The sequence below is a fragment of the Ruania halotolerans genome, from assembly GCF_021049285.1.
In the GTDB taxonomy this organism is placed as follows: Bacteria; Actinomycetota; Actinomycetes; order Actinomycetales; family Beutenbergiaceae; genus Ruania; species Ruania halotolerans.
Genome location: NZ_CP088017.1, coordinates 758,431 through 785,152 on the forward strand (window position 1 = coordinate 758,431; position 26,722 = coordinate 785,152).

A 26,722-nucleotide genomic window follows, 5' to 3' on the forward strand; every position below is an offset into this window, starting at 1 on the left:
GGTCAGCGGCTGAGGTTCTGGAACTGCCGCACGGCCAGCGGGATGAAGGCGATCATGATCAGGACCGGCCAGATGATGGCACCACCGATGGCCTGTCCCTCGATCCAGTAGGTACTCGAGGTCAGGTCGACCCCAGGAGTTCCGAACAACTCGCGGATCGCCGAGGCGGTGGAGGACACCGGGTTCCACGCGGCCACGGCACCGAGCCAGCCGGGCATCATGTCCGGCGGAGCGAAGACCGAGGAGATGAATCCCAGCGGGAAGGCGATGGCGAACAGGTTGCCGGCACCCTCGGTGTTCTTGACCCGCAGGCCAATCCAGATCCCGACGAAGATGAGCGCGAGCCGGAGCCAGAGCAGCAGGGCGAACGCCGCGAACGTCTCCGCGAGTGAGCCGTTCGGGCGCCACCCGATGGCCAGCGCGATCCCCACGATGACGGCGAGGTCCACCGCCGCCTGGATGATGTCCGCTACCCCCCGGCCGGTCACCACGGCGGAGGACGACATCGGCATGGACCGGAATCGGTCCATAAAGCCCTTCTCCTTGTTGAACGCCACCGGGAAGGCCGTGTTCATGAACCCGAAGGCGATCGTCATGGCGAACATCCCGGGCATGGCGTAATCGACATAGCCGACGCCGGCGCCCATCCCGGTGACGTCCATGGCGCTGCCGAAGACGTAGACGAACATCAGCACCATCACCACCGGCATACCGAGTTGCCAGGCGAACGTCGACGGCTGACGCAGCAGGTGCGTGAACTCCTGCACCACGATGGTCCAGGTGTCCTTGAGCGCCCACCGGACGCGTGCGCCGAGGGTGTCGTCGGTGGACGTGAACGGGCGAATGGTCGTTGTGCTCATGGGGTCTGCTCCTCCTGTGCGATGGGCACAGCCTGGTCGCCGGTCAGTTGCAGGAACGCTTCATCGAGAGTGGGTCGTCGCAGGGCGATATCCGCGAGGTCCAGGTCCGCTGCGCGGATCTCCGAGGCCACCTCCGTCAGGGCCCGGACGCCGTCGGGCACCGGAACGCTCAGGGTGGTGCTGCTGGACGTCGTGTCCGGCGTGAGGCCGGTGACCCGGCTCACCAAGTCCACCGCCTGGACGAGGTCCGCGGGGTCGGCCACGGTCAGCTCGAGCCGTTCGTCACCGATCCGGCGCTTGAGGCCGGCGGGGGTGTCCTCAACGAGATTGCGGCCGTGGTCGACCACGCTGATCCGATCGCAGAGCTGATCGGCTTCATCGAGGTAGTGGGTGGTCAGCAGCACCGTGGTGCCTTGGTCGGCGAGCTGACGGATCGCGTGCCAGACCTCGCGCCGCCCGGCCGGGTCCAGGCCCGTGGTCGGCTCGTCGAGGAACAGCACCTGCGGCGCGAGAATCATCGATGCTGCGAGGTCGAGCCGGCGGCGCATCCCGCCGGAGAACTTCTTCGGCGCCCGGTTGGCCGCGTCAGCCAGGCTGAACTGCTCCAGTAACTTATCCGCGCGCCGCTGAGCCGCGGCTTTGTCGAGGCGGAACAATCGCCCGAACATGACGAGGTTCTGACGGGCGGTGAGTAGATCGTCAACCGTCGTTTGCTGACCGGTCAGTCCGATGGCTCGGCGTACCAGCCGTGGCGTGGCCTTCACGTCATGGCCGGCAACCATGGCGCGTCCTTCGTCGAAGCGCGTCAGGGTCGTCAGGATGCGAACAGTCGTCGTCTTCCCGGCGCCATTGGGGCCGAGCAGACCGTGAACGGTTCCGCGAGGAACGGCGAGGTCGACGCCGTCGAGCGCGACCGTGGTGCCGTAGTGCTTGGTCAGGCCGTGAGCCTCGACCGCGAGGTCGGTTGGTGGCATATCCCCTCCTACTGGGTGCGGTGTACGCTGAAGATACTGCGTGCAGCGTACCCAGTCAAACTGCGTACGCTGCACGCGAAACACTCGCTACAGTGGGATCCCATGTCATCGACGTCACCTGAGGCCGCCCGGAACGAGGCGCACGCCCAACTAGTCCGCGCGCTGGAGTTGCTCTGGAATGGGCACACGCCCGCAGGCCGGGGACCCAAGCCCGGCCTCACCGTGGAGACGATCGTGGACGTGGCCATCACCGTGGCCGATGCCGACGGTGTGGACGCGCTCTCGATGCGCCGCATCGCCCGTGAGCTGGGTGTGGGCACGATGACGTTGTACCGCTATGTGCCGGACAAGAACGTGCTGCTCGCCCTCGTCCTCGACAGGATCCTCGCGCCGTCCGGTCCGTCGCCGCAGGGCCCGCGCACGTGGCGCGCGACGCTGGAGTCGGATGCATGGAGCGGTCGGGAACTGTATCTGCGCCATCCATGGCTGCTTCAGGTCAACATGTCGCGGCCCACACTCGGGCCTGGCAGCGTGGCGGGGCTCGAGCAGACGATGGCCGGACTGAGGGATCTTCCGATGAGCGACAAGGAGAAGATCAACGTCGTCACTGCCGTTGATGGCTTCGTGACCGGAGCGGTGCGCCAGCAGGTCTACTACGAGCAGATAGCAGAAGAGTCGGGACTCGACGATCAGGCCTTCTGGGGCGCGCAGCTGCCGTTCATGGAGGCCGCGATGCAATCGGGGGAGTACCCCGTGATGGCCACGCTCGGTGCGGATGCCTTCGACGGCACGTGGGAAGCGACCTTCGAGGTGGGCCTGAACTGCCTGCTGGACGGACTGGAACTGCGCGCCGAACAGCGCAGGTAGCCAACGCTCGATCTGGCGAGTCAGTGGAACGAAAGATCCGGTCCCGAGGCGACACATGCTCGGTATGGGACGGATCTCGAGGCCACGACCTGGCACTAGGCTCGCACTCAGCCTGCTCGCCGGAGTGTTCGCACTGTCGGGATGCACCCAGGGCGATCCGGCGTCGTCGCGTGAGAGCGAGGAGCCTGCCGGTGCCGTGATGGCCGACTATCCCTGGTACGCCTCGGCCGAGGAGCTCATCGCGGCGTCGAGCCTCGTCATCGAAGGGCACGTGCGGGGCTCGTGGGAAGACGACGTGGATCTGCTCACCGGTCCTAGTGGTGATGATCCGGAAATGAACCCGTGTGCGGGGGTTCCAGACTGTGCAGCAGAGTCGGGTGTGATGCCAGTGCTCATCTACGAGGTGGCGGTGAGCCGGACGTGGTCTGGCGCCGACGAACAGACGGTACTGGTGCATACGCCCCGAGGAACGGCCAGCGACGGCCCGGATCTCACCGTGGGCGAGGAGTACCTGCTCTTCCTCGCCGGGGACGCATCGATCGCCCACCCGCTGAACCCGGACCAGGCCGCCTACCAGGTGGTGGGTGATATCTACGTACCCACCAGCGAAGCCAACACGGTCACCGTCGCCCTGGCCGCACTCACGGGATGAACGTGTCACCGTGGCCCTCGGCGTCCAGTGTGGGCGGGCGCCGATAGTCTGCACTCGTGACTTCCGGACTCTTCATCTCCTTCGAGGGAGGCGACGGCGCAGGTAAGTCCACCCAACTGGCGCGACTGGGTGACTGGATCGAGCAGGCGACCACCCGTGAGGTGGTGCGCACGCGCGAACCGGGCGGGACCGCCGTCGGGAGGACCCTGCGGGAGGTGCTGCTGCATGGGCAGGATCTCGGTCCGCGCGCCGAGGCGCTGCTGTTCGCGGCGGACCGTGCCCACCACGTGGACTCACTGATCCGCCCGGCTCTGGAGCGCGGCGCTGTGGTGCTCACTGACCGCTATCTCGACTCCTCTGTGGCCTACCAGGCAGGGGGGCGCACATTACCGCCGCAGGAGGTGGAGCACCTCTCCCTCTGGGCGACCGAGCACCTGCTGCCACGGGTCACCGTGCTGCTCGACCTGGATCCCGTGCACTTGGCCGCACGGGTCGCGGTGGACCCGGACCGGCTCGAACGGGAGGAACTGGAGTTCCACGTGCGCACCCGCCAGGCGTTTCTCGACAGAGCCGCCGCCGAACCCCGCCGTTGGCTCGTGGTGGACGCCGCACGCCCGAAGGACGACATCGCCGAGGAGATCCGTGACCACGTGGCTCCGTTGATGGAGGCAGCCCGATGAGCGTGTGGACCGAGTTGGTGGGCCAGGACGCCGCCGTGGAGGTGCTCTCGGCAGCCACCACGAACGCAGCCTCGATGACGCACGCCTGGCTGATCACAGGGCCGCCCGGCTCGGGCCGGTCAGTGGCCGCGCGTGCGTTCGCGGCCGCCCTGCAGGATCCGGGAGATCCCGACGGGACCGGGCACGACGTGCGCACCGTCCTCGCCGGCACGCACGCTGACGTGACCGTCTTCGCCACCGAGAAGGTGCAGATCAGTATCAGCGAAGCCCGTGAACTGGTCGGCCTCGCCCAGCGTTCCCCCTCTCAGGGGCGTTGGCGGGTGATCATCGTGGAGGACGCCGATCGGATGACCGAGCGCACGGCGAACGTGCTGCTCAAGGCGATCGAGGAACCACCGCCGCGGACCGTGTGGATCCTGTGCGCACCGAGCCCGATGGACGTGCTGGTCACCATCCGCTCCCGATGCCGGCTGGTGAACCTGCGGGTGCCCTCGGCCGAGGCCGTCGCCGAGCTGCTGATCCGGCGCGATGGCGTGGAGCCGGACCTTGCGCTGACCTGCGCCCGGGCTGCGCAGAGCCATATCGGCATGGCTCGGCGCCTGGCCACCCATGACGACGCGCGCGCCTATCGGGACACTGTGCTGGCCATTCCCTCCACGATTCGGGGCGTGGGTGATGCGGTGCTGGCCGCGCAACGACTCGTGGACGATGCCACCGAGCAGTCGAAGGTGGCCACGACCGAGCGCGACGCGGCGGAGAAGTCCGAACTGATGCGCACGATCGGCGCCGAGGAAGGTGCCCGGATCCCGCCGGCGTTGCGCGCGCAGATCCGTCAGCTTGAGGAGGAGCAGAAGCGCCGATCCCGCCGGGCCCTGATCGACTTGCTGGACCGGGCGATGATCGACCTGCTGTCCTACTACCGGGATGTGCTGGTGTCTCAGCTGGGTAGTGACGTGCCGTTGGTGAACCAGGCTCACGCTGCGCGGATCACCGCGATGGCCGAGCACTCCACGCCCGAGCAGTCGGTGCACCGGATGGAGGCCGTGGGGCTCGCCCGCACCCGGATCGCCGCCGGTGCAGCGCCATTGCTTGCCGTGGAAGCACTCACGATCGCGTTGCGCCCCCAGGGTTGAGGGAGGCTCCTGCTGTGCGGCGGAACGAGCAGGTGGCACCCGTAGACTGCTGAGGTGGTCTTCCGTTCTGCGCGTGCCCGGTCCGCCGCGATCGCTGCCGCCGGTCTCGCGTTACTCACCGCCTGCGCAGGTGCGGCCCCGATGGTGCAGCCCACCGGTAGCACGGTCACGGCCCCGGAAGGACTCGAGGAGTACTACGCCCAGGAGGTCTCCTGGGCCGAATGCGGGGAGAACTTCGACTGCGCCGACGTCTCGGTGCCGCTGAGCTACGACGATCCCGGCGGGGAGACGATCACCTTGGCCGTCAAGGTCCATCGGGCGGTCGATCAGGCGCAGGCGGCGCTGTTCGTGAATCCCGGCGGCCCGGGTGGTTCCGGCGTCGAGATGGTGGAGAACGTGAGCTCCTACTTCGGTGGCGATCTCCTGCGCAGTTTCGACATCGTCGGGTTCGATCCGCGCGGGGTGGGGGAGTCCACCGCCGTGCGGTGCTACGACAGCGCCGAACTTGAGGAGTACTTCTCCCTCCGGTTCGACCTTGAGACCGACGAGGGCTGGGACGACTACGTGGCGGCGCTCACCGACTACGGCGAGGCGTGCGAGGAGAACACGGGCGAACTGCTCGGGCACGTGGACACCATCAGCGCTGCTCGTGATCTCGATGTGCTCCGGGCCGTGCTGGGACAGTCCACGTTGACCTATCTCGGCTTCTCCTACGGGACGTTCCTCGGCGCGCACTATGCCGAGATGTTCCCGGAGACGGTGGGCAGGCTCGTACTCGACGGTGCCGTGGATCCGTCCCTGTCCTACGAGGAGATCACCGCGGGACAGATCGAGGGGTTCGAGGTGGCCTACCGCTCGTATCTGCAGGACTGCTTGGCGGGTGCGGAGTGTCCGTTCTCCGGGGATGTGGACGCGGCGGTGCAGCAGACGATCGACCTGCTGGACCAGTTGGAGGACACTCCGGTCGAGAGTGGGGATCCGGATCGGCCGGCGACCGACTCGGACCTGCTCAATGCCATCACCGTGGCGCTGTACAGCCCAGCCTCGTGGCCGTCCCTGACCAGCGCCGTCGGTGCCCTCAACGAGGGGGACGGCTCCCAGGTGCGCTTCCTCTCCGACTTCGCCATGGAGCGCGAGGACGACGGCAGCTACCCCGAGGATCAGGGTGCATTCCGTGCGATTGATTGCCTGGACTATCAGGTCGAGCTGAACCGGGAGGAGAGTCTGGCCAACGCCGAGGCCAACACCGAGATCTCCGAACTGTTCGGAGAGCCATTGAGTTACGGAGAGGTCGCGTGCGCCACGATGCCGGTGACCTCGGACGCGCAGCGGGACGAGATCCATGCCCCCGGAACGCCGCCGATCGTGGTGATCGGCACCACCCGTGACCCGGCCACCCCGTACGAGTGGGCCGAATCGCTGGCGGAGCAGCTCGACTCCGGGGTGTTCATCGGCCACGACGGCGATGGGCACACCGCCTACGGAGCGGGCAGCGCCTGCGTGGATGAGGCCGTCGAGGCGTTCTTGCTTGACGGTGTGGTTCCCGAGGATGGCCTCGCCTGCTAGCGGCGTATGAGGCTCGCGCCATCTGAACCCACTTCTCGTGTTTGAACCCCCGCCGCTGGGGGTTCAAACACGAAAACTGGGTTCAGACGCCCGCACTGGCAGCGCGTTTTGCCCACCTGCGACGGCGGCAGGTACAGTAGGCCCGGCTCGTCGCCAGACGCGCCCACGCCGCCTTAGCTCAGTCGGTAGAGCGATTCACTCGTAATGAATAGGTCATCGGTTCGATTCCGATAGGCGGCTCCATCAGGAGTGCATTCTGACCGCACGGAGGTAACGTCCGCCGTCGGAGGCAGGTTCCCGCCTCCCTCCGATGCGCGAAGTTCACTCCGAGGCGATCTCACGTCGCGGATTACTCAGGCGCGCCGGGCCAGACCCAGTCAGCCACTTCGGGGATGTCCTGCCCGTGCTCGCGCGTGTACGCCCTGGCGCGCAGCCGGGCATCGGCCATCTGCTGACGCAGCCCGGCCGCTTGTGCGCCGAGTGAGGGCACCCGGTCTATTACGTCCATCACGAGGTGGTAGCGGTCCAGGTCGTTCAGCATCACCATGTCGAACGGTGTGGTGGTGGTGCCCTCCTCCTTGTAGCCGCGCACGTGCAGGTTCGAGTGCCCGGTGCGGCGGTAGGTGAGGCGGTGGATCAGCCAGGGGTAGCCGTGGAAGGCGAAGATCACGGGCGCATCGGTGGTGAAGATCTGGTCGAACTCGCGATCGGAGAGCCCATGGGGGTGTTCGCGTTCGTCCTGCAGGCGCATCAGGTCCACCACGTTCACCACCCGGACCTTGAGGTGCGGTAGGTGCCGCCGGAGTAGGTCCGCGGCTGCCAGGACCTCCAGGGTCGGAACATCCCCGGCGCACGCGAGCACCACATCCAGTGCGTCCCCGGGCTGCTCAGTTCCCGCCCATTCCCAGATGCCCAGGCCGCGCGCACAGTGCGCCACGGCATCATCGAGGGAGAGGAACTGCGGTCCGGGTTGTTTCCCGGCGACCACCACATTCACGTACTGCCGTGAGCGCAGGCAGTGATCGTAGGTGGACAGCAGCGTGTTCGCGTCCGGCGGCAGGTACACGCGCACGATCTCGGACTTCTTGTTCATCACATGATCGAGGAAGCCCGGATCCTGATGGGTGAAGCCGTTGTGGTCCTGGCGCCACACGTGGCTGGAGAGCAGATAGTTCAGGCTCGCAATGGGGCGGCGCCACGGAATCGTGTTCGTGGTCTCCAGCCATTTCGCATGCTGGTTGAACATCGAATCGACGATGTGGATGAACGCCTCGTAGCTGGTGAAGACGCCGTGCCGGCCGGTGAGTAGGTAGCCCTCGAGCCACCCCTGGCACTGGTGTTCGGAGAGCATCTCCATCACGCGCCCCGCTCGTGCGAGATGATCGTCCACCTCGGGCCGCAGGTACCCGGCATTCCATTGCTTATCCGTGGCCTCGTACACCGCCTGCAGTCGGTTGGAGGCCACCTCGTCCGGTCCGAAGAGCCGGAACGTGTGCGGGTTCAGCCGGATCACGTCGCGCAGGTACTGCCCGAGTGTGCGGGTCGCTTCGCCCTCGGTCGCCCCGGGATCGGGAACATCGACGGCGTAGTCGCGGATGTCCGGGAGGAGGAGATCGCGCAGCAGCAGACCGCCGTTCGCGTGCGGGTTGTCGCTCATCCGCAGCCCGCCTGCCGGGGCGAGTTCACCCACATCAGGCTCGAGCCGGCCGTCCTCGTCGAACAGGTCGTCCGGGCCGTAGGAGGCCAGCCAGTCCTGCAACATCGCCAGGTGCTCAGGCTTGTCCTTCGGTGCGGACAGCGGCACCTGATGGGCACGCCAGGAGTCCTCCACCACTGCGCCGTCGATCGTTGCCGGGCAGGTCCACCCCTTCGGCGTGCGGAACACGATCATCGGCCAGGCGGGCCGGTCCTGGGAGCCGGCGTCGGCTTCGGCCTTGATCTGGGCGATGTGGTCGAGCACGTCGTCCAGCAACGCTGCGAACCGGCCGTGGGTGCGGATGGGATCCTCGTCGTCGAATCCGGCGGTAAACAGGTAAGGGGTGTGCCCATACCCGCGCATCAGGTCGATGAGTTCCGATTCGGGGATCCGTGCCAGCACCGTCGGGTTCGCGATCTTGTAACCGTTCAAGTGCAGGATCGGGAGCACCACGCCGTCGGTCTGCGCGTTCACGAATTTGGTCGAGTGCCACCCAGTGGCCAGCGGCCCGGTCTCGGCCTCCCCGTCGCCCACGACTGCGGCCACGAGGAGGCCGGGGTTGTCGAAGGCTGCACCGTAGGCGTGGGAGAGGGCGTAGCCGAGTTCGCCACCCTCATGGATGGATCCTGGTGTCTCGGGAGCAGCGTGGCTGGGGATGCCGCCGGGGAAGGAGAACTGCCGGAACAGTCGGCGCAGCCCGTCCTCGTCGCTGGTGATGTGGGAGTACACCTGCGAGTAGGTGCCTTCCAGGTACGCATTCGCGACCATCCCTGGGCCGCCGTGGCCGGGCCCGGCGATGTAGAGGGTGGACTGGCGCCGCTGGATGATCGCGCGGTTGAGGTGGGCGTAGAGGAAGTTCAGACCCGGCGTGGTGCCCCAGTGGCCGAGCAGCCGCGGCTTGATGTGCTCGGCTGTCAGCGGCTGGCGCAGCAGCGGATTGTCGAGCAGGTAGATCTGACCGAGCGAGAGGTAGTTCGCCGCCCGCCACCATCGGTCGATCCGCCGCAGCGTCTGGTCGTCCGGGCCGGGGCCCTGGGATCGGCGCCAGGTGGCCGGTTGGTCGTGGGTGCTGGTGCTCATTCGCCTGCGCCTTCCTCCCGAGTGCATCGGCCGGAGCAGCCGGCCGCGTATTCCCATCCAAACTCACGTGGATGCGGAGCGCCTCTCAGGGCGCGGTCCTCGCATCACGGCGATCGGGATGCAACGATCGAGCCGCACGCGACACAACCAGGGTGAGACCGCACGTGCACAGGGAGAGGTCCATGATCGATGACGGCGTAGCCGAGCGGGCGGACGCCTCGGGTTCTGCTGCCCCACGCCCTTCTGTGGATCCCGATCCAGGGAGCCCAACGCAGGGCGATCGAGGTGAGGCATGGTTCGAGGACCTGTTCGCTGCGCACGCCCACGCCGTGTTCCGGTACTTCGCACGCCGTGGCGCTCACGGTGATGCTGAGGATCTCGCCGCTGACGTGCTCACCACGGCGTGGCGCCGCCGGGGCGATGTTCCCCGTGGGCACGAACTTGCCTGGCTCTACCGCACGGCCGGTTACGTGCTCGCGAACCACCGCCGCAAGGGGCGGCCGGTGCCCGTGGGAGAGATCGTCGAGGACTCGCTTGACGAGTTGGCCCCGGACCCGGCCGACTTGGCAGTCGCCGATCAGCAGGTCGCCGCCGCGCTCTCGGCGCTCAGCGGGCGGGACCGGCACATCCTGCTCCTGCACGCATGGGAGGGATTGGACGGTGCCGAGTTGGGGCACGCACTCGGCGTCACCCGTGGTGGTGCGGCCGCAGCCTTGTCTCGGGCACGAGCGCGCCTCCGGGACGCGTGGGGCGAGACGGCGTGAACCGCCTCCCAAGCCAGCGACCGGATGAGCTGGTGGTGCAACAGGCCTCCTCGATGTCACACAGGCAGGGTGAAGCCCGCATGGGCGGGATGGAGAGGACGAGATGAACACCGACCCTCGTGATGAGGCAATGGACCGGCTACGCGCGGCGGACCCAGCAGCCGGGTCGACCCCTGATCTGCATGCCCTGCGAGCCGCGGTGGACGCGCGGCGCGGCGATGTCGGCCATGGCGATGCCGAACACAGCGGTGGCGAAGGCGGCGAGGCGCAGCACTCGGCGACCTCGGATCAGCAGATCTCCGATGAACTCGCCCGCCGCCGCAAGCGGAGCCGCACCCCGTGGTTGGCGGCAGCCGCCGTGGGCGCCCTGCTGTTCACCGGTGGCGGGTACGCACTCGGCGTGAATGGCGTGGCCACCGGTTCCGATAATGCGGCCGCATCGGACGAGGCTGTCGAGGATATGGCCGCAGAGGCTTCCGAGGCCGACGGCGCTGCCGAGCCCGGCATGCTGGCGCCTGGCGCCGCGCAGAGTGAAGCCAGTGACGAGGCGCTCAGCTATCCCTCCGGTCAGCGAACCGTGTTCACCGCCTCCGGGTTGAGCACTCAGTCCAGTGCCGCCCACGCCTTCGGTCTGGACGCCACCGGGGTGGCGACCGCGGAACGGGTCGCGCAGATCGCGCAGGCGCTGGGAATGAGCGGCGAAACCACCGAATCCGACGGTATGTGGAGCCTGGGCTCCTACGACTCCGGCGGACCTGTTCTGCGGGTTTACCCCGATGGCACGGTGGACTACTCGAATCCCGCACTGGACCCGTGGCGGTGCGAGGAACTGGCCGAGGGAACGGAACCGGCCGAGGAGGATGGGTCGGGCACGTCCAGTTCGGCCGGGTGCGCAGACCCCACCGGCAGTGCTCCACCGGAGGAGGATGCGGAGAACCTGCTTCGCGAGGCGTTGACCGCGCTGGGGGTGGACCCGGATGACTATGCCGTGGCTGCCGATCGAGGCACTGAGGGGCCCCTGGCCTACGTCACCGCCGCACTGCTGGTGGACGGGGAAGCCACCGGCGTCACCATCGGCGGCGGGGTGAGTGCCGACGGCGTCGCGAACCTCTGGGGATCCCTCGCGGAACCGTACGACCTCGGTTCCTACGATGTGATCTCCCCGCAGGCCGCCGTGGAGCGCCTGATGGACCCGCGCTTCGGTGGCGCCAGCTCCGACGTGATGCCGATGGAGACCGGGGATGAGGATCTCGCCGCGGAGAGTGGGACTGCCGATATCCCGGCCGAGGTGGACCCGGACTCTCCGGTGGAGGGCCCGGCTGGTCCGACCGCTCCGCCGGCACTCGTCGATCCCGGTGCCGCGATCCCGTGGCCCGTCCGCCAGGTGAGCATCACCGGTGCGGAGCTCGGGCTGCAGACGTTGTACACCGGCTCCGGTCGGATCCTGCTCGTTCCCACCTACACCCTGACCGGTGCCGACGCTGAGGGCGAGTCCGGCACCTGGACAGTGATCGCGATCTCCGAGGAACATCTCGACCAGGGTTGAGGGCCACCGCGCCCGGCAGGGAGGGTTCGCGTGGAGGGCGCGGACTCCTGCCGGGGTGCCCGCTGCGTGAGCGGCAACGGAACAGCCTTGCTCGGCGTGGCAGACTGACGCCGTGTCGAGCGTGAGCACCCAGAACGCAGAGTCTCAGAACACTGGCGGGCCGACCGGTGTGGTGGACGCCCTGCGCTCGGCCGTCTCCGGGGAGGTCGACGCCGGTGTGCGCCGCCGCGCCGAGTACAGCACGGACGCCTCCAACTACCGGGTGATCCCCGAGGTGGTGGTCTTCCCGACGAGCACGGAGGACGTGCTCGCCATCCTGCGCGTGGCACGGGAGCACAGCACTGCGATCACCGCACGTGGTGCAGGCACGTCGATCGCTGGGAACGCGGTGGGCACCGGGATCGTGATCGACTTCTCCCGGCACCTGAACAAGGTGCTCGAGATCGACCCGGAGGCCCGCACCGCACGGGTCCAGCCCGGTGTGGTGATGTCCGACCTGCAGAAGGCGGCCGCCCCCTACGGACTCCGGTTCGGCCCCGACCCCTCCACCCAGTCCCGCGCCACGCTCGCCGGGATGATCGGCAACAACGCCTGCGGCCCGCACGCCGTGGCCTGGGGCCGCACGGCCGACAACACGATCTCCCTGGATGTGGTGGACGGCACCGGCCGCCGGTTCACCGCCGGGCGCGGCGATCTCTCCGCTCTGCCTGGACTCGAGGAGTTGGTGCGTGACCGGCTCGCCATGATCCGCACCGAGTTCGGACGGTTTGGCCGCCAGGTCTCGGGATACTCCCTGGAGCACCTGCTCCCCGAGAACGGCGCCGACCTGGCCAAGTTCCTCGTCGGCACCGAGGGCAGCCTGGTCACCGTGCTCGAGGCCACCGTGCAGCTCGTGCCGATCCCGAACGCCCCGGTACTGCTGGCCGCCGGGTACCCGGATATGCCCTCGGCCGCGGACGCTGTGCCGGCGATGCTCGCCCACTCACCCCTTGCCGTCGAAGGCCTCGATGCCGAACTGGTGGAGATGGTGCGCCGGCACCAAGGCGATCACGCGATCCCCGATCTGCCCGAGGGCGCCGGCTGGCTGCTCATCGAGGTGGGGGGAGCGGACAAGGACGAGGCGCTCGCGAATGCGCGCACCATCGCTGCCGACGCGGGCACCGATGCCGTGCAGATCATCCCCGCCGGGCCTGAGGCCGCCGCGCTCTGGCAGATCCGGGCCGACGGCGCCGGGCTCGCCAGCCGCACTCTCGACGGTGCCCAGGGCTGGCCCGGATGGGAGGACGCCGCCGTCCCGCCGGAGAAACTCGGTGCCTACCTGCGCGACTTCCAGCGATTGATGGGCGAACATGGCGTCTCCGGTTTGCCGTACGGGCACTTCGGCGACGGGTGCATCCACATCCGCATCGACTTCCCCCTCGACCCGCAGGACGGCGCAGAGGGTGTCGCGCTGTTCCGCCGGTTCATGTTCGCAGCCGCCGAGCTGGTGGCCGCGCACGGCGGCTCTCTCTCCGGTGAACATGGCGACGGCCGCGCCCGCGGTGAACTGCTCCCGCTGATGTACTCACCCGAGGCGATCAGCACGTTCGAGGCCGTCAAGGCGATCTTCGACCCGGCGGATCTGCTCAACCCCGGTGTGGTGGTGCGCCCGCGGCGGGTGGACGAGGATCTGCGCCGCCCGCACGTGCAGCCGCTGCCGTTGCTGGCCGGGTCCGGCTTCTCCTTCTCTCACGACGGTGGAGACATGGGGATGGCGGTGCACCGCTGCACTGGTGTGGGTAAGTGCCGCGCCGATCTACCGAGTTCCTTCATGTGTCCCTCGTATCTGGCCACCAAGGACGAAAAGGACTCCACGCGGGGCCGCGCACGCGTGCTGCAGGAGATGGCCAATGGCTCGCTCGTGCAGGGCTGGGATTCGCCCGAGGTGCACGAGTCCCTCGACCTGTGCCTGAGCTGCAAGGCGTGCTCCAGCGACTGCCCCACCGGGATCGACATGGCGCAGTACAAGTCCGAGGTGACGCACCGGACCTACCGCGGGAAGGTGCGCCCGATCACGCACTACGCCCTTGGTTGGCTGCCCCGCTGGGCGCGCATGATCACCACGGTGCCGGCCGTGACGAAGCTGGTGAACGCCGTCCTGGGCGTGCGCCCGATCGGCAAGCTCGTGCTCAGCCTGGGCGGGATGGACCCCCGCCGGTCGATGGTCACCTTTGCCGAGGAGTCGTTGCCGCGCTGGTGGCGCAAACGCAAGGCGCCGACGGCGCAAAGCCAGGGGACGCCGTCGGGGACGGCCAGGCCTGAGGTGCTGGTGTGGGCGGACTCGTTCTCGTCCTATCTGGACACCGATGGCGGCAGGGCCATGGTGGAACTGCTCGAGGCGGCCGGCTACACGGTCCGGTTCCCGGAGGCGAGCGCCTGTTGCGGGCTCACCTGGATCTCCACCGGCCAGCTTGACGGTGCCAGGGTCCGGCTGCGCCAGACCATGGATGTGCTCGCTCCGTACGTCGAGGCGGGGATCCCGATCGTGGGTATCGAGCCCTCCTGTACCGCCGCACTGCGTTCGGACCTGCCAGATCTCTTCCCCGATGATCCGCGGGCGCACCTCCTCGCCGCAAACACCCGGACGCTGGCCGAATTGCTCACTGCCGACGCGCCCGTCGGCCCGCGGGACTGGACCCCACCGGACCTCACCGGGACCACGGTGATCGCGCAACCGCACTGCCACCACCACGCGGTGATCGGCTACACCACCGACCTGGAGTTGCTCGAACGCACTGGGGCGCAGGTCACCACATTGACCACGTGCTGCGGTCTGGCCGGAAACTTCGGGATGGAGTCGGGCCACTACGACGTCTCGGTGGCGGTCGCAGAGCAAGCCCTCCTTCCCGCGCTGGCCGATGCACCAGCTGATGCGGTCTACCTCGCCGACGGATACTCCTGCCGCACTCAAGCAGAGCAACTCGCCGGGGTTCGCGGCGTACACTTGGCGCAGTTGCTCATAGGCCCGGGGGCAGTACGGCGTGTGGGTGACGCCGACCTACGCCGTCCTATGTGAGAAGCGGTTATGCCGTCCTTCGCCTTTGATTCCGGACTACTCGTACCTACTGTGCTCGGGCGTCGCACGAGCACACCGCTCACGCCTGAGTTGCGCCGTGCACTGCGGGACTATCTTCTCGACGTGATCGGGGTGGACCTGTTCCCGGTCGCGTGGTCGCAGGAGTCCGATCCGGTGCTCACAGCACTGGATCCCGCCGGTCAGGTGGTCACTGCCGTGGTCTTGGACTCCATCGACGCCGCCGGCCTGGTGCGGGCGCTGGCGCGCGCCGGGGAGACGGCTGCCTCCTCTTGGCTGGCCGTGGCCTCACGCTACCCAGGGGGTGTGGAGGCGTTCCGCCCGGCCTGGGCGGCCTTCCGGGAGTCGCGCCCTCTCGGCGCCCAGCCCGGTCCGCAATTGTTCGTGGTGGCCGGCGCCGTGGATCCGGACGTACTGGCGGCTACGCGGGTGATGCACGGGGTGCGGATCTACTCCGTGGACGTCCGCGATGGTGCAGGCGGTCAGCGGGTGGTGGACGTCTCGCCAGTCCACGTGGCGACGGTGCGAGTGCTCGACCATGACATCGTCTACGAACCGGAACAACTGGCCCTCGCGCAGCAGAGTTATCCGGACGCGGCAGAGGAGACCACGGAGATCCCACCGGTCATCCTCGAGTCCGAGGATGACGATAAACCAGAACCGGAACCGGAACCGGAACCAGAACCGGAACCAGAACCGGAATCGGAATCGGAATCGGTGCAGCATGAGGGGAGCCAGGAACCGCCCTTCGATCCCGACCCGCAGTTGAAGGCAGTCGCTGAGCTGGTGGGCGCACCCATGCCGATCGAACTCCGTGCCGAGGGTCAGGTGCATCTCGCCTCGCTGTCCGGTGCCGGTGCGGTCGCCCTGGCCGGCACGCGGTACGCCACCTTGGAGGAGGCCACCGAGCGCGCCGGGGCCGACCCGGCACGTGCCTGGTTGCTCTGGCAGGTGGCCGGCTTCCCGATGGCAGATGCTCGCGACGAGGCCGCCCGTACCCGGGCACATGATGCGGGTCAGCCACACGGCGGTCAGGCACAGGGCGCCGGTCATCGACCGGGCACCGAACGCGACGCGCCTGCAGGCTCTCGCCGCGCGCGCCGACGCCACCACCCCTAAGCGCGAGTGCTCAACTTCTCGCTCACTGGGTGAGATATGGCCGAGATTGAGCGCACTCGCGGCTCGTCCAGTGCTCTCACAGGAGTGGCAGCACGCTCCGCAGGTCCGGCAGTCCCTCACTCAGGTACTCGGGCCGCAGCGCTCGCCGGGTGACCACGTCGTCCCAGGTGCCCCGACCGGTGGCGGCCTTGATCCAGGTGGCGGGATCGGAGACCGTCAGGTCATACCCGGTCCGCCGGTTCACCACGTCCACCAGTGCCTGCGCCACGAGTTCGCGTGCCCCGGCGTCCACCGGTACCGGTGCGGCCATGGCAGGGGCCAGGTCATATCCGTGCACCACCAGCTCCACGAGCCGGCTGATCACGAAGTCCTGCACGGTAATCGGCCCGCGCCTGGTCCGGATCACGGCATCCGGCCCGGCCGGTGCGAGCGTGTCCAGGTGGGCGAACGCGCGGGCGACCGTCGCATCAAGTCCGCCCAATGGGTCGTGGGCGATCGCGGCCGAGAACTCCTTGGTGCGCCGATCGATCTGTGCCGCATCGTCGGCGTACCCGGAGAGGTAGTCTGCGAGCGGCACTGGTTCGCTGGTGGGATCTGGTTCGGCTGCCGTGATCGCGTCCAGGGCGCGGCCCAGGTGCGCCACCAGGTCGCCCACTGTCCATTCGGGCAGGCTGCTCGGGCTGGCGAGCACCTCGGCTCCGACATCGTCGAGCCGGCCGCGCAGCAGCTCCCACTGGTCGTGCAGCTCGTCCACATACCGGGTCAGGGTCACCATGGCCCCATCATCGCCCACCCCCTTCCGCGAGTGCGCCACTTTTCGCTCACGTTCTGAGATATAGCCGAGATCGGCCGCACTCGCGGCGTCACGAGTGAGCTAGCGTCGGGGGATGAGCACACGGGGTACGAGCACGCGGTGGGGAATCCTCGGACCTGGTCGGATCGCTGAGAAGGTAGCCGCAGACTTCGGGAATGTCACCAACGGGACGCTGGTGGCCGTCGGGTCCCGGTCGGGCGAACGCGCCAGGGCCTTCGCTGAGACCTATGCCGGCCAGGTCCCGATCCGCGCACACCAGGGCTATGACGCCCTCCTTGCCGATCCGGACGTGGACGCCGTGTACATCGCCACCCCGCACAGCGACCACGCTCGCCAGGCCATCGCGGCCATCGAGGCAGGCAAGGCGGTACTGCTGGAGAAGTCCTTCACCGCCACCCTCGACGGCGCCCGAGCAGTTGTCGAGGCCGCTCGCCAACGCGAGGCGTTCGTGATGGAGGCCATGTGGACGCGGTTCCAACCCGTGGTCCTGCGCGCCAAACGACTGGTGGCCGACGGCGCAATTGGCGAGGTCCGAGCAGTCCAGGCCGACCTGGGGGTACGCCGCCCCCTCGATCCGGCCGACCGCATGTTCGCGCTCGAACTGGGCGGCGGCACCCTGCTCGACCTCGGGGTGTATGTGGTCTCGTTCGCGCAGCACTTCCTCGGCGCGCCGGACTCCGTGCAGGTCACCGGGTCGCTGGTGCCCGAGACAGGCGTGGATGCTGAGGCCGGCCTCCTGCTCGGCTATGACGACGGTCGCAGCGCCACCTTGCAGACCTCCTTCCGCCTGCCGTTGCCGGGGCAGGCGCGCATCTACGGCACCCACGGGTGGATCGACATCCCACCCCGGTTCCACCACCCCATCGATCTGGTGCTGCATCGCCACGGCGAGGAACCTCTACAGGAGCACCTGCCGCCGTCGGGAGCCGGTTATGCCGAGGAGTTCATCGAGGTGGGGCGCTGCCTGGCGGCAGGGCTCACCGAAAGCGACGTGATGCCGCTCGCGGACACTCTCGCCGTGCAGGCGGTGCTGCAGCAGGCGGCTGATCGCCTCGGCGTGGCGCTCCACGAGCGCTGAGCGCACTCGATCCCGATCGCGTGCGGCTGTTCACGCTCATACCTCACCAAGTGAGCGAGATGGGCCGCACTCGCGGTGAGGGGGTCAGCCTGCGAGGAACTCGGTCAAGATCGGGGCGAGTTGCTCGTGCTCGATCAGGAACCCGTCATGCCCGTACGGGGAGTCCAGTTCTCGGTAGACCCCGTGCGGGGCGCCGTCGGCGATGCGCTGGGACTGTGACGGCGGGAACAACCGGTCCGAGCTGACCGCGAGCGCGAGGGTGCGCGCCTGGATCGAGGCCAACGCCGCATCCGCACCACCTCGGTCGCGACCGATGTCGTGCGTGAGCATCGATTCCGAGAGGGCCACATAACTGTTCGCGTCGAAACGGCGAGCGAGCTTGTCGGCATGGTGATCCAGGTAGGACTGCACGGCGAACCGCCCTGCCCCGCCGAGCGGATTCTCGCCGCCCTGGGGCAACCGTCCGAACCGCTGGTCCAGTTCGTGCGCGCTGCGGTAGGTGGTGTGTGCGATCTGGCGGGCCAGGCCCAGCCCTTGGTGGGGGCCGTCCCCGGGTTCGGCGTCGTAGTAGTCACCACCGCGGAACTTCGGATCGGCCCTGATCGCGCCCAACTGGGCGTGCGCCCAGGCGATCTGGTCGGCCGAGCTTTGCGCACAGGTGGCAATCGCTGCGATCGCGGCCACCCGCTCCGGGGCGGCCAGGGCCCACTCGAGCACCCGGTGCCCGCCCATCGAGGCGCCGATCACCAACGCCCATCGGCTCACGCCCAGCCGGTCGGTGAGTTCCAGCTCAGCCGCCACCTGATCGCGCACCGTCACGTACGGGAACCGGCTGCCCCAGGGCGTGCCGTTCGGCGCATCGGAGGACGGGCCCGTGCTGCCCTGACAACCGCCGAGCACGTTCGGTGCCACCACGTAGTACCGATCGGTATCGATCGGCTTTCCTGGCCCGACCATGGCTGACCACCAACCGGCACTCGGATGGCCGGGCCCGGCCTCACCAGTGACGTGCGCGTCACCGGTGAGCGCGTGCAGCACCAGGATCGCGTTGTCCCCGGTGGCGTTGAGCTCGCCCCAGGTTTCATACGCCATCCGCACGTGCGGTAGCCGTCCACCGGCCTCCAGGTGCAGCGGCCCGAGGTCGACGAACTGCCGATCACCCACGGGATCGCCCTCGCGCCAGGCGCCAGATGCCGGGATCGGGCCCGCCGGGGCACTGCGCCGGAGCGGAGCGCGGCGAGCCGGCGCGTCACGTCCGACGCGTCCGGCTGGGCCCGGCTCCCAGGTGGTCACGGGGTCCACGGTAGTTCCTCTCGGCCCCGATCGCCTACGACGCCCGCGCAGCAGCCGCCGCGGAGAACCCCTTCTCGAGGTCCGCGACGATGTCATCGAGATGCTCCAGGCCCACGGATAGGCGCACCAGACCGGGGGTGACGGCGCTCGCGGCCTGTTCGTCCGCCGTCAGCTGGCTGTGCGTGGTGGAGGCCGGGTGGATCACCAGCGAGCGAACGTCACCGATGTTGGCCACCAGGGAGTGCAACTCGAGTGCGTCCACGAACGCCTTGCCGGCGGCCAGACCGCCCTCGATCTCGAACGCGAGCACGGCTCCGGGGCCCTTGGGCGTGTACTTCTTGGCGAGCGGGTAGTAGGGGCTGGAGGGCAGTCCCGCATAGTTCACCGTGAGGACGTCCTCGCGCGCCTCGAGGTACTCGGCCACCTTCTGGGCGCTGCCCACGTGCCGGTCCATCCGCAGCGAGAGCGTCTCGATGCCCTGCAGCAGCAGGAACGTGTTGAACGGGGAGATTGCCGGGCCGAGGTCGCGCAGCAACTGCACACGCGCCTTGAGGATGAAGGAGAGATTCACCCCGAACGCGCCACCCTCACCGAGGTCACGGGCGTACACGAGGCCGTGATAGCTCGGATCCGGGGTGTTGTAGTTCGGGAAGCGCTCGGGGTGCGCAGCGAAGTCGAACTTCCCGGCATCCACGATCACGCCGCCGATGGAGGTTCCGTGGCCACCGAGGTACTTCGTGGCCGAATGCACGACGACGTCCGCCCCGTGTTCGATCGGGCGCACCAAGTAGGGGGTGCCCACAGTGTTGTCCACGATCAGCGGGACGCCCACCTCGTGCGCGACGCCCGCTACCGCTTCGATGTCGAGCACATCGCCCTTGGGATTGGGGATCGTCTCACCGAAGAAGAGTTTGGTGTTCTCCTGTGTGGCGGCCCGCCAGGCTTCCGGGTCGTTCGGCTCGTCCACGAAGGTCACCGTGATGCCGAGCTTGGGCAGTGTGTAGTGCAGCAGGTTGTAGGTGCCGCCGTACAGGGACGAACTCGCCACCAGGTGGTCCCCGGCCTCGGCGATGTTGAGGATGGCGAGAGTTTCCGCGGCCTGGCCGGAGGCCACCAGCAGCGCGCCGACGCCGCCTTCAAGGGAGGCGAGCCGGTCCTCGGCCACGGCGGTGGTGGGGTTGGTCAGCCGTGTGTAGATCGGGCCGAGTTCGGCCAGGGCGAATCGGTTGGCCGCCTGATCGGTGTCTTTGAAGACGAACGAGGTGGACTGGTAGATCGGTACCGCCCGTGCGCCGTTGTCGGAGTCGGGTGTCTGGCCGGCGTGAATCTGCCGGGTTTCGAAGTGCCAGGTGTCGCTCATCGCGTCTCTCCTTGTGTCGTGGCTGCCGCCAGGCTACGGCCGGCGGCCGGCTGTCTCACCAGAGATTGTGAAACGTCTCGAATTTCGGACGCGATCCGCACCGACAGCACACGCGTCACCGATCGGGCGCTGGCACGGAGGAGATGAGGCTGATGTGAGTGATGTGACTATTGGGCTTCCTGTTCACAATCGGTCGGATATCGAGTACGTTGGGCCCGGCCCCGAATAGTCAACTCGACACGCCGAGACTGCGTGCTGTCGAACCCGGCGGGGTCGTGCAGGTCAGAAGCGATCGAGGAGCAACACCGTGACAGCACGTACCACCTGGCGACGCCTCGCCGCTGTGCTCGGCGCGGGTGCGCTCTCGATCACCCTGTGGGCCGCCCCTGTCGGCGCCACGCCGGAGATCCCGAGCACAGACGAGATCGAAGAGTCCGAACAGGCCGCACAGAGCACGGCAGAGCAAGTGGCTGCACTCGAAGTCGAGCTCGCCCAGAACGCCACCGCGCGCGACGAGGCAGAGGTTGCTGCTGCGGTCGCCGCGGAGGACTACAACGCCGCGGTCGTGGAGCGCGATCGCGCCGAGGTTGACGCCGAGGAGGCAGCCGAGGCCGCTGAGTTGGCGGATGCCGAGGTGGCCGAAGCGAGCCAGGACGTCGCCCGGATCGCCACCGCCGCCTACCGCAATGGCGGCAATCTGCAGCAGATCGAGATGTTCCTCTCTGCCGAGGGTGTCGAGGACGTGGTGAACAACGCCGCCACCTTCCGGATGCTCGGCAGCAACGCCGACGATGCCTATCAGCGCCTGGATGCCGCCGAGCGGGTATCCGATGTGATGCACGCCAGGTCCGCCGATGCGCTCGCAGAGGCGGATGCGGCGGCGACTGCGCTCGAAGAGGCGTCGCGGGAAGCCAATGCGGCAGCGCTCAACGCCGAGAACGTGATGGCCGAGAGTGAGGCGGAGCGTGACGCGCTGATCGTTCAGCTCGCTGCCCTGCGTAACACCACGGCCGAACTCGAGGCGGAGCGACAGGCCGGTCTCGAGGCTGAGCGGCGCGAACGCGAGAACGCCGCTGCCGCCGCTGCGGTGGGCGCGCCCGCTGCGACGCCTGAGAGTGACGCCGACACGGACAGTCCGTCACGGACACAGGACCGCTCTGACGATGCGTCCGAGTCGGAGACTGGTTCAGGGGCAGGGTCCGGAAGCGGTTCCGGCCAGGGGTCAACACCGGATCCTGAACCGGAGCCACAGCCCCAGCCTGACCCCCAGCCGCAGCCCGACCCAGAGCCCCGACCTGACCCACCGCCGCGGCCCGATCCGGAACCGGAGCCGGAGCCGGAGCCGGAGCCGGAGCCGGAGCCGGAGCCAGAGCCCCAACGACCACCGTCAGGCGGGTCGTCGAGTGCTGGACAGGCCGCCGTCAACTGGGCGATGACCCAGGTGGGTGACCGGTATGTGCTCGGCGCCAACGGCCCGAACGCCTGGGACTGCTCGTCCCTGACCCGCGCCGCCTACAACTCAGTCGGCACCTACCTGCCGCGCACCTCCCGAGACCAGTACCGGGCCACGGCGAACGTGCCGATCGGCCAGATCCGTCCGGGCGACCTGATCTTCTACTCCAGCAACGGCACCGCCAGCGGCGTTTACCACGTAGCGATGTACGCCGGCAACGGCATGCGCGTACACGCCGGGAACCCCTCCACGGGCGTCCAGTACACGACGATGTGGTGGGCCAACGTGCTGCCCATGGCCGGACGTCCCTGACGCGCTGACCTGCCACGTGGTTCGCACACCGCTGCGCAGGACTGAGCGTGTGCAGCGCTTGAGCTAGGCGCTGGGCCAGGCTCGTCGTGCTGAGCACGGCTCGGGGGTGAGCCCGCCGGGGAAGACGACCGCGGCGAACGGATGCTCCGCCGTCAGGAGCTGTCGCGATCAGTGCCCGATATGCGGCTGCGGGTGGGTGTACCCGGTCTCCTCGGCGCGGCGGAAGGACGCGCGGATCTCCTCCTCGGCGGCCTCGCGGCCCACCCAGTGCGCACCCTCCACCGACTTACCGGGTTCGAGGTCCTTGTACACCTCGAAGAAGTGCTGGATCTCCAGGCGATGGAACTCGGAGACATCGTCGATGTCGCTGCGCCAGCTGGCCCGCTGGTCGCCCACAGGCACGCACAAGACCTTGTCGTCACCGCCGGCCTCATCGCGCATCCGGAACATCCCGAGCGCGCGGCACCGGATCAGGCAACCAGGGAAGGTGGGCTCCTCAAGCAGGACGAGTGCGTCCAGCGGGTCGCCGTCCTCACCGAGCGTGCCGTCGACGTATCCGTAGTCATCCGGGTAGCGGGTCGAGGTGAACAACATGCGATCGAGGCGGATCCGGCCCGTCTCGTGATCCACCTCATACTTGTTGCGTTGTCCCTTGGGGATCTCGATGGTGACGTCGAATTCCACAGCCTGTCTCTCCCGCTCTGGTGGTGTACTACCCCTAGTGTGGCCTACGGCGGGGCCTGCAGGTGGACATTGATGCGGCATTCGCGGGTCGGGCGTGTTCATGTCACGACTCAACGACGGCGGACGGGGTGGCAGTGGCGGATTCCAGAGCGCAGCGGCCTCAGGATCGCACGCTCGCACGCGCTGGTACTGGCGCCCGCAGCAGAACCTCAGGGAGCCCGACGGCGGCCGGTCACCCCGCGAGGCCGCCTCGCCACGGCGAGCGAGGGACGCCGTCGGCGGCTGCACGTGCGAAGGCCAGGGATGCCGCGCGCCGTCGGGTGTACCGGCGCCGTAGGCTCGCTCTGCTCTCGGCGTTCCTGGTGATTCTGCTGGGCGGCTACACCGCCCTCGACGCGAACGATGTGGTGCCCGGCGTGCTCACCCGCGAGGCACCATGGCCCGATCCGGAGCCGTACCCACAAGTGGTCGCGGGGGCGCCGGCAGCCGCCCCCGATCGGGTGGCCGGCTCTGCCGAGGATGCACCGCTTCCGCAGACGGACGCGCTCGCGGCGTTGAGCTCGGATCTGGTGGCCTCCGGTGCCGTCGGGCCGTCGCCAGGGCTGCTCGTCACCGACGTTCTCACGGGGGAGGACCTGTACGGCGCTCGGGCAACCGAATCGTATGTGCCCGCCTCCAGTCTCAAGCTGCTCGCGGGCGTTGCGGTCGTGGCCAGCTACGGCGATCAGCACCGGTTCACCACCTCGGTGGTGGACTCGGGCGAGGACGTGGTGACCCTCGTAGCCGGCGGGGACCTCACCCTTGCTGCGGGGGAGGGCGACCCGGACGCCGTGATCGGCCACGCTGGGCTCGCCGATCTGGCCGCCGAGGTGGCGGCAGAGCTCGCGGCCCAAGGCCGCACCGAGGTGCAGGTGGCACTGGACGACACGCTCTTCACCGGGCCTGAACTGGCACCGAGGTGGGGGGACGTCGACCTCTCGGGCGGCTGGGCGATGCCCATGGCCCCGATCGCCGTCGATGTGGGCAGGCGTGAGGGGACGAACGTGCGCTCATCCGATGCGGGGATGGACGCGGCAGAGGCATTCGCCGACGCCCTCGCGGCCGCCGGCATTTCGGTCAGCGGGGATGTCTCCCGGGCGGCGGCACCGGAGGGAGCGACGGTCCTCGGTTCAGTAGAGTCCGCCCCCTTGCGTGATCTTGTCTCGTACACGTTGCAGCATTCGGAGAACATCCTCTCTGAGGTGCTGGGGCGGATGACGGCGGTGTCCACCGGACATGAGGCGAGTTTCGCCGGAGCCGGTGAGGCGGTGCTGGCTGTGCTCGCGGAACTCGGCCTGGACACCTCCGGATCGTCGCTCGCTGATACCTCCGGGTTGAGTTCGGAGAGCGTGCTGACCGCACGACTGCTCACGGATGCCGTCCGGCTCGCGGCTGACGGCAGCCATCCAGAGTTGCGGTCGGTGGTGGATGCGCTGCCGGTGGCAGGTCTCGAGGGGACCCTCGCCAGTCGCCTGGCGGATACGGCAGCAACCGGGACGGTGCGCGCCAAGACCGGAACGTTGCCACAGGTGGTGGCGCTGACCGGGATCGTCACCACCGACGAGGGCCGTCTGCTGGCGTTCGCGGTGCTCGCGAACGACTTCGACCAGGGCTCGGCCTACTTGGCCCGCATCGCCGTGGATGAATGGATCTCCGAGGTGGCTGCCTGCGGGTGTTCATCACCATGATGCGGAACTGATCAGACGCGGAACTTGCGTCGTGATCGTGCCTCGAGACGGCCGCGCCGTGGACGCCGCACGGCGACTGATCGCCTTCTGACCTGGGCAAACGGGGCAATGTCGGTGGTCGCTGAGATGATCTGGGTATGACTTCGACAGCCAGCGGTTCGGTGTTCTCGGCTTCGGCCGGGGGCACTGTGTTGGCTGCTGTGCGGCAGAACCGGATGGCGGCCCGGGCGGTGGATGTCGAGTGTGCTGAGTTGGTCGTGGAGTGGGTGCGTGAGTACGCCATTGATGCTGATGGCTTCGACGGTGGAGCTGGCGCGACAGGTGTGTTCGACCCCGAGGTGGACGCCGGGCTTCCTGGGACCGAGCAGCCGATGCGGCTGGCCGGTCCGGGGGCGCCGTTGGTCTCTGATCTGGGGTTCACCGGGTTAGCGGCCGCGCTCGGGCAATCCAACGAAGCCGCGTTGTACTACGTCGGCTCGATTGTTGAACTCGCGTACCGGTTGCCGCTGTTGTGGGGCCGGGTGCGGGCCGGGCAGATCAGTCTCCACCGGGCCCGGGCAGTGACGCGGTTGACGAAGAAGCTCCCCTTCGCCGGCGCTGGGTGGGTGGATGCTCAGGTGGCCTGGACCATCGGCACCTGCAGCACCAGTCAGATTGAACGCACCGTTGCTGCTGCGATGGAGTCTTTCGACCCCGCACAGGCAGAAGCCGATCGCCTGGCAGCGTTGGAGGGGCGCCGGTTCGATATCCACCTCGACGAGGTCGCGACTCCGGGTGTGGCGGGCTCGGGGGCCATCGTGCAGGTTGACGGCGGGTTGGATATCGCTGATGCTCTCGATCTGGACGCCGCAGTGCGTGATCGCGCCCGAGCCCTCGCCGGGCTCTTGCCCGGCACGAGTGAGGACGTGCGCCGTTCCATCGCTGTGGGCGACCTCGCAAGAGGACAAGACACCCTCCCCCTGACCACCACCGACACCGACACCAGCCCCACCCCGTCAGTGCCGGGCGGGGGAACTGGTCGCACGGTGATGCTCTACCTCCACCTGCCCGCCGACGCTCTCAAACCCGGCACTGGTCAGCCAGTTGACGCCGCGGGCAGTGTGTTCAGCACCGGGACCATCGGGCGCTGTGAGAACACCAAGTCCCCGGTCACCACCGAGCAGGTCCGCACCTGGTGCCAAACGGCGGGGCGGGTGGTCGTGCGACCAGTGATCGATCTGAACGCCCACTACAGCGCCAGCACCTATGAAGCCAACCCACGACTACGCGAACAGATCACCCTGCGTGATGGGCACTGCCGGTTCCCGTACTGTCAGCGCACCGCCCGTGCTGCTGATCAGGACCACACCATCCCCTACGACCAGGGTGGGCCTACCAGTACCGCCAATCTGACCACGTTGTGCCGCCGTCACCATCGAGCGAAAACCCACGCGAGCTGGTCCTACCTGATGATCACCCCCGGGACCTACCTCTGGACAGACCCCGACGGGGTTCAGTACTTGGTCACCACCACCGGCACCTACCTGATCCCCGGACCGGGCCGCGCGAGTGATTCCTCTGAGGGGAAGACAGATCGACCGCCCGGCCAGCGCCCGGGCAGCCCGTTCGGTGTGCTCGACCCGCACGTGGCCAGAGTGCGCGAACGCGCCATCACCGCGATGAAGAAGACATCCGCGGTCACACCACCACCACGATTCCGCACCGATCCACACCGGGACCGAGATACCCGTTCGCCCCGCACCGGTACTACACCGCCACACGAGCACCACCCAGGCCCCGATGTCCACTCACCCGCGAGCACCGATCCAGCTGCGAGCCCTCGCTCACCCGCGAGCACCCACGCACCGCGTGGCGCTGACCCACCCTTCTGAACGCCCCGCCCCGCACCCCGCCGACACCCACCGTCGACGGGGGCACAGGCATGACCGGAGGCGCGCTGCCCGTCCACACCCGCACGGTGCGCCCGCCCGCGCGGGGCCTCGCTCGCTGAG

20 protein-coding genes and 1 tRNA gene are annotated in these 26,722 nt (G+C 68.3%); 14 read left to right on the plus strand and 7 right to left on the minus strand.

Going from position 1 to position 26,722, the window contains the following annotated elements; all coding sequences use genetic code 11:
- Positions 1-2: 2 nt before the first annotated feature.
- On the minus strand, positions 3-860 hold the full coding sequence (locus tag LQF10_RS03275) for an ABC transporter permease (protein ID WP_231066075.1): 858 nt from the start codon (positions 858-860) through the stop codon (positions 3-5).
- Positions 857-1,834: an ATP-binding cassette domain-containing protein gene (locus tag LQF10_RS03280; RefSeq protein ID WP_231066076.1), complete on the minus strand. Its 978-nt coding sequence runs from the start codon at positions 1,832-1,834 to the stop codon at positions 857-859. The genes LQF10_RS03275 and LQF10_RS03280 overlap by 4 nt, the downstream gene beginning before the upstream one ends.
- A gap of 102 nt (positions 1,835-1,936) precedes the next feature.
- Between LQF10_RS03280 and LQF10_RS03285 the strand changes: the two genes are divergently transcribed.
- The 6 genes from LQF10_RS03285 (at position 1,937) to LQF10_RS03310 (ending at position 6,975) form a co-directional block, all read left to right on the plus strand.
- Positions 1,937-2,701 (plus strand): TetR/AcrR family transcriptional regulator, encoded by a 765-nt coding sequence (locus LQF10_RS03285; RefSeq protein ID WP_231066077.1) that lies wholly within the window; start codon positions 1,937-1,939, stop codon positions 2,699-2,701.
- Between the two features lie 124 nt (positions 2,702-2,825).
- Positions 2,826-3,353 carry a hypothetical protein gene (locus tag LQF10_RS03290; RefSeq protein ID WP_231066078.1) on the plus strand — a complete coding sequence of 176 codons (528 nt, stop codon included), beginning with the start codon at positions 2,826-2,828 and terminating at the stop codon, positions 3,351-3,353.
- Between the two features lie 56 nt (positions 3,354-3,409).
- A complete protein-coding gene (gene tmk / locus LQF10_RS03295; RefSeq protein ID WP_231066079.1) occupies positions 3,410-4,033 on the plus strand; it encodes a dTMP kinase in 624 nt (207 codons plus the stop codon).
- Positions 4,030-5,166: a DNA polymerase III subunit delta' gene (locus tag LQF10_RS03300; protein ID WP_231066080.1), complete on the plus strand. Its 1,137-nt coding sequence runs from the start codon at positions 4,030-4,032 to the stop codon at positions 5,164-5,166. The genes tmk and LQF10_RS03300 overlap by 4 nt, the downstream gene beginning before the upstream one ends.
- A gap of 54 nt (positions 5,167-5,220) precedes the next feature.
- Positions 5,221-6,732: an alpha/beta hydrolase gene (locus LQF10_RS03305; protein WP_231066081.1), complete on the plus strand. Its 1,512-nt coding sequence runs from the start codon at positions 5,221-5,223 to the stop codon at positions 6,730-6,732.
- A 167-nt stretch (positions 6,733-6,899) separates the two neighbouring features.
- Positions 6,900-6,975, plus strand: a tRNA-Thr gene (locus LQF10_RS03310).
- 106 nt (positions 6,976-7,081) lie between these two features.
- Here LQF10_RS03310 and LQF10_RS03315 read toward each other — a convergent pair.
- Positions 7,082-9,508 (minus strand): phosphoketolase family protein, encoded by a 2,427-nt coding sequence (locus LQF10_RS03315; RefSeq protein WP_231066082.1) that lies wholly within the window; start codon positions 9,506-9,508, stop codon positions 7,082-7,084.
- A 182-nt stretch (positions 9,509-9,690) separates the two neighbouring features.
- Here LQF10_RS03315 and LQF10_RS03320 point away from each other — a divergent pair, with 182 nt between their 5' ends.
- The 4 genes from LQF10_RS03320 to LQF10_RS03335 all read left to right on the plus strand — a co-directional run bounded on the left by LQF10_RS03320 (position 9,691) and on the right by LQF10_RS03335 (position 16,010).
- On the plus strand, positions 9,691-10,272 hold the full coding sequence (locus LQF10_RS03320; RefSeq protein WP_231066083.1) for an RNA polymerase sigma factor: 582 nt from the start codon (positions 9,691-9,693) through the stop codon (positions 10,270-10,272).
- Positions 10,273-10,375: 103 nt separating this feature from the next.
- Positions 10,376-11,818, plus strand: coding sequence for a hypothetical protein (locus LQF10_RS03325; RefSeq protein WP_231066084.1), 1,443 nt, complete (start codon positions 10,376-10,378; stop codon positions 11,816-11,818).
- A gap of 121 nt (positions 11,819-11,939) precedes the next feature.
- On the plus strand, positions 11,940-14,873 hold the full coding sequence (locus tag LQF10_RS03330) for an FAD-binding and (Fe-S)-binding domain-containing protein (protein ID WP_231067234.1): 2,934 nt from the start codon (positions 11,940-11,942) through the stop codon (positions 14,871-14,873).
- 9 nt (positions 14,874-14,882) lie between these two features.
- Positions 14,883-16,010, plus strand: a complete 1,128-nt coding sequence (locus LQF10_RS03335; protein ID WP_231066085.1) for a hypothetical protein — start codon at positions 14,883-14,885, stop codon at positions 16,008-16,010.
- Positions 16,011-16,086: 76 nt separating this feature from the next.
- Here the strand turns inward: LQF10_RS03335 and LQF10_RS03340 are convergent, their stop codons facing one another.
- Positions 16,087-16,785, minus strand: a complete 699-nt coding sequence (locus LQF10_RS03340; RefSeq protein ID WP_231066086.1) for a maleylpyruvate isomerase family mycothiol-dependent enzyme — start codon at positions 16,783-16,785, stop codon at positions 16,087-16,089.
- A gap of 112 nt (positions 16,786-16,897) precedes the next feature.
- On the opposite strand from LQF10_RS03340, the gene LQF10_RS03345 reads away from it, so the two are divergent.
- Positions 16,898-17,902 carry a Gfo/Idh/MocA family protein gene (locus tag LQF10_RS03345; protein ID WP_231066087.1) on the plus strand — a complete coding sequence of 335 codons (1,005 nt, stop codon included), beginning with the start codon at positions 16,898-16,900 and terminating at the stop codon, positions 17,900-17,902.
- A gap of 84 nt (positions 17,903-17,986) precedes the next feature.
- Here the strand turns inward: LQF10_RS03345 and metX are convergent, their stop codons facing one another.
- Together metX and LQF10_RS03355 are read right to left on the minus strand one after the other, a co-directional pair.
- Complete coding sequence (gene metX / locus LQF10_RS03350) at positions 17,987-19,195, minus strand: homoserine O-acetyltransferase MetX (RefSeq protein ID WP_354002615.1); 1,209 nt, start codon at positions 19,193-19,195, stop codon at positions 17,987-17,989.
- A 34-nt stretch (positions 19,196-19,229) separates the two neighbouring features.
- Positions 19,230-20,555 carry a bifunctional o-acetylhomoserine/o-acetylserine sulfhydrylase gene (locus LQF10_RS03355; RefSeq protein ID WP_231066089.1) on the minus strand — a complete coding sequence of 442 codons (1,326 nt, stop codon included), beginning with the start codon at positions 20,553-20,555 and terminating at the stop codon, positions 19,230-19,232.
- A gap of 307 nt (positions 20,556-20,862) precedes the next feature.
- Here LQF10_RS03355 and LQF10_RS03360 point away from each other — a divergent pair, with 307 nt between their 5' ends.
- Complete coding sequence (locus LQF10_RS03360) at positions 20,863-22,320, plus strand: C40 family peptidase (RefSeq protein ID WP_231066090.1); 1,458 nt, start codon at positions 20,863-20,865, stop codon at positions 22,318-22,320.
- A 168-nt stretch (positions 22,321-22,488) separates the two neighbouring features.
- On the opposite strand, the gene LQF10_RS03365 is transcribed toward LQF10_RS03360, so the two are convergent.
- Positions 22,489-23,004, minus strand: coding sequence for an inorganic diphosphatase (locus tag LQF10_RS03365; protein ID WP_231066091.1), 516 nt, complete (start codon positions 23,002-23,004; stop codon positions 22,489-22,491).
- Between the two features lie 320 nt (positions 23,005-23,324).
- Here LQF10_RS03365 and dacB point away from each other — a divergent pair, with 320 nt between their 5' ends.
- Positions 23,325-24,731: a D-alanyl-D-alanine carboxypeptidase/D-alanyl-D-alanine endopeptidase gene (gene dacB / locus LQF10_RS03370; protein ID WP_231066092.1), complete on the plus strand. Its 1,407-nt coding sequence runs from the start codon at positions 23,325-23,327 to the stop codon at positions 24,729-24,731.
- 137 nt (positions 24,732-24,868) lie between these two features.
- Positions 24,869-26,602, plus strand: coding sequence for an HNH endonuclease (locus tag LQF10_RS03375; protein WP_231066093.1), 1,734 nt, complete (start codon positions 24,869-24,871; stop codon positions 26,600-26,602).
- The last annotated feature ends 120 nt before the right edge of the window (positions 26,603-26,722 follow it).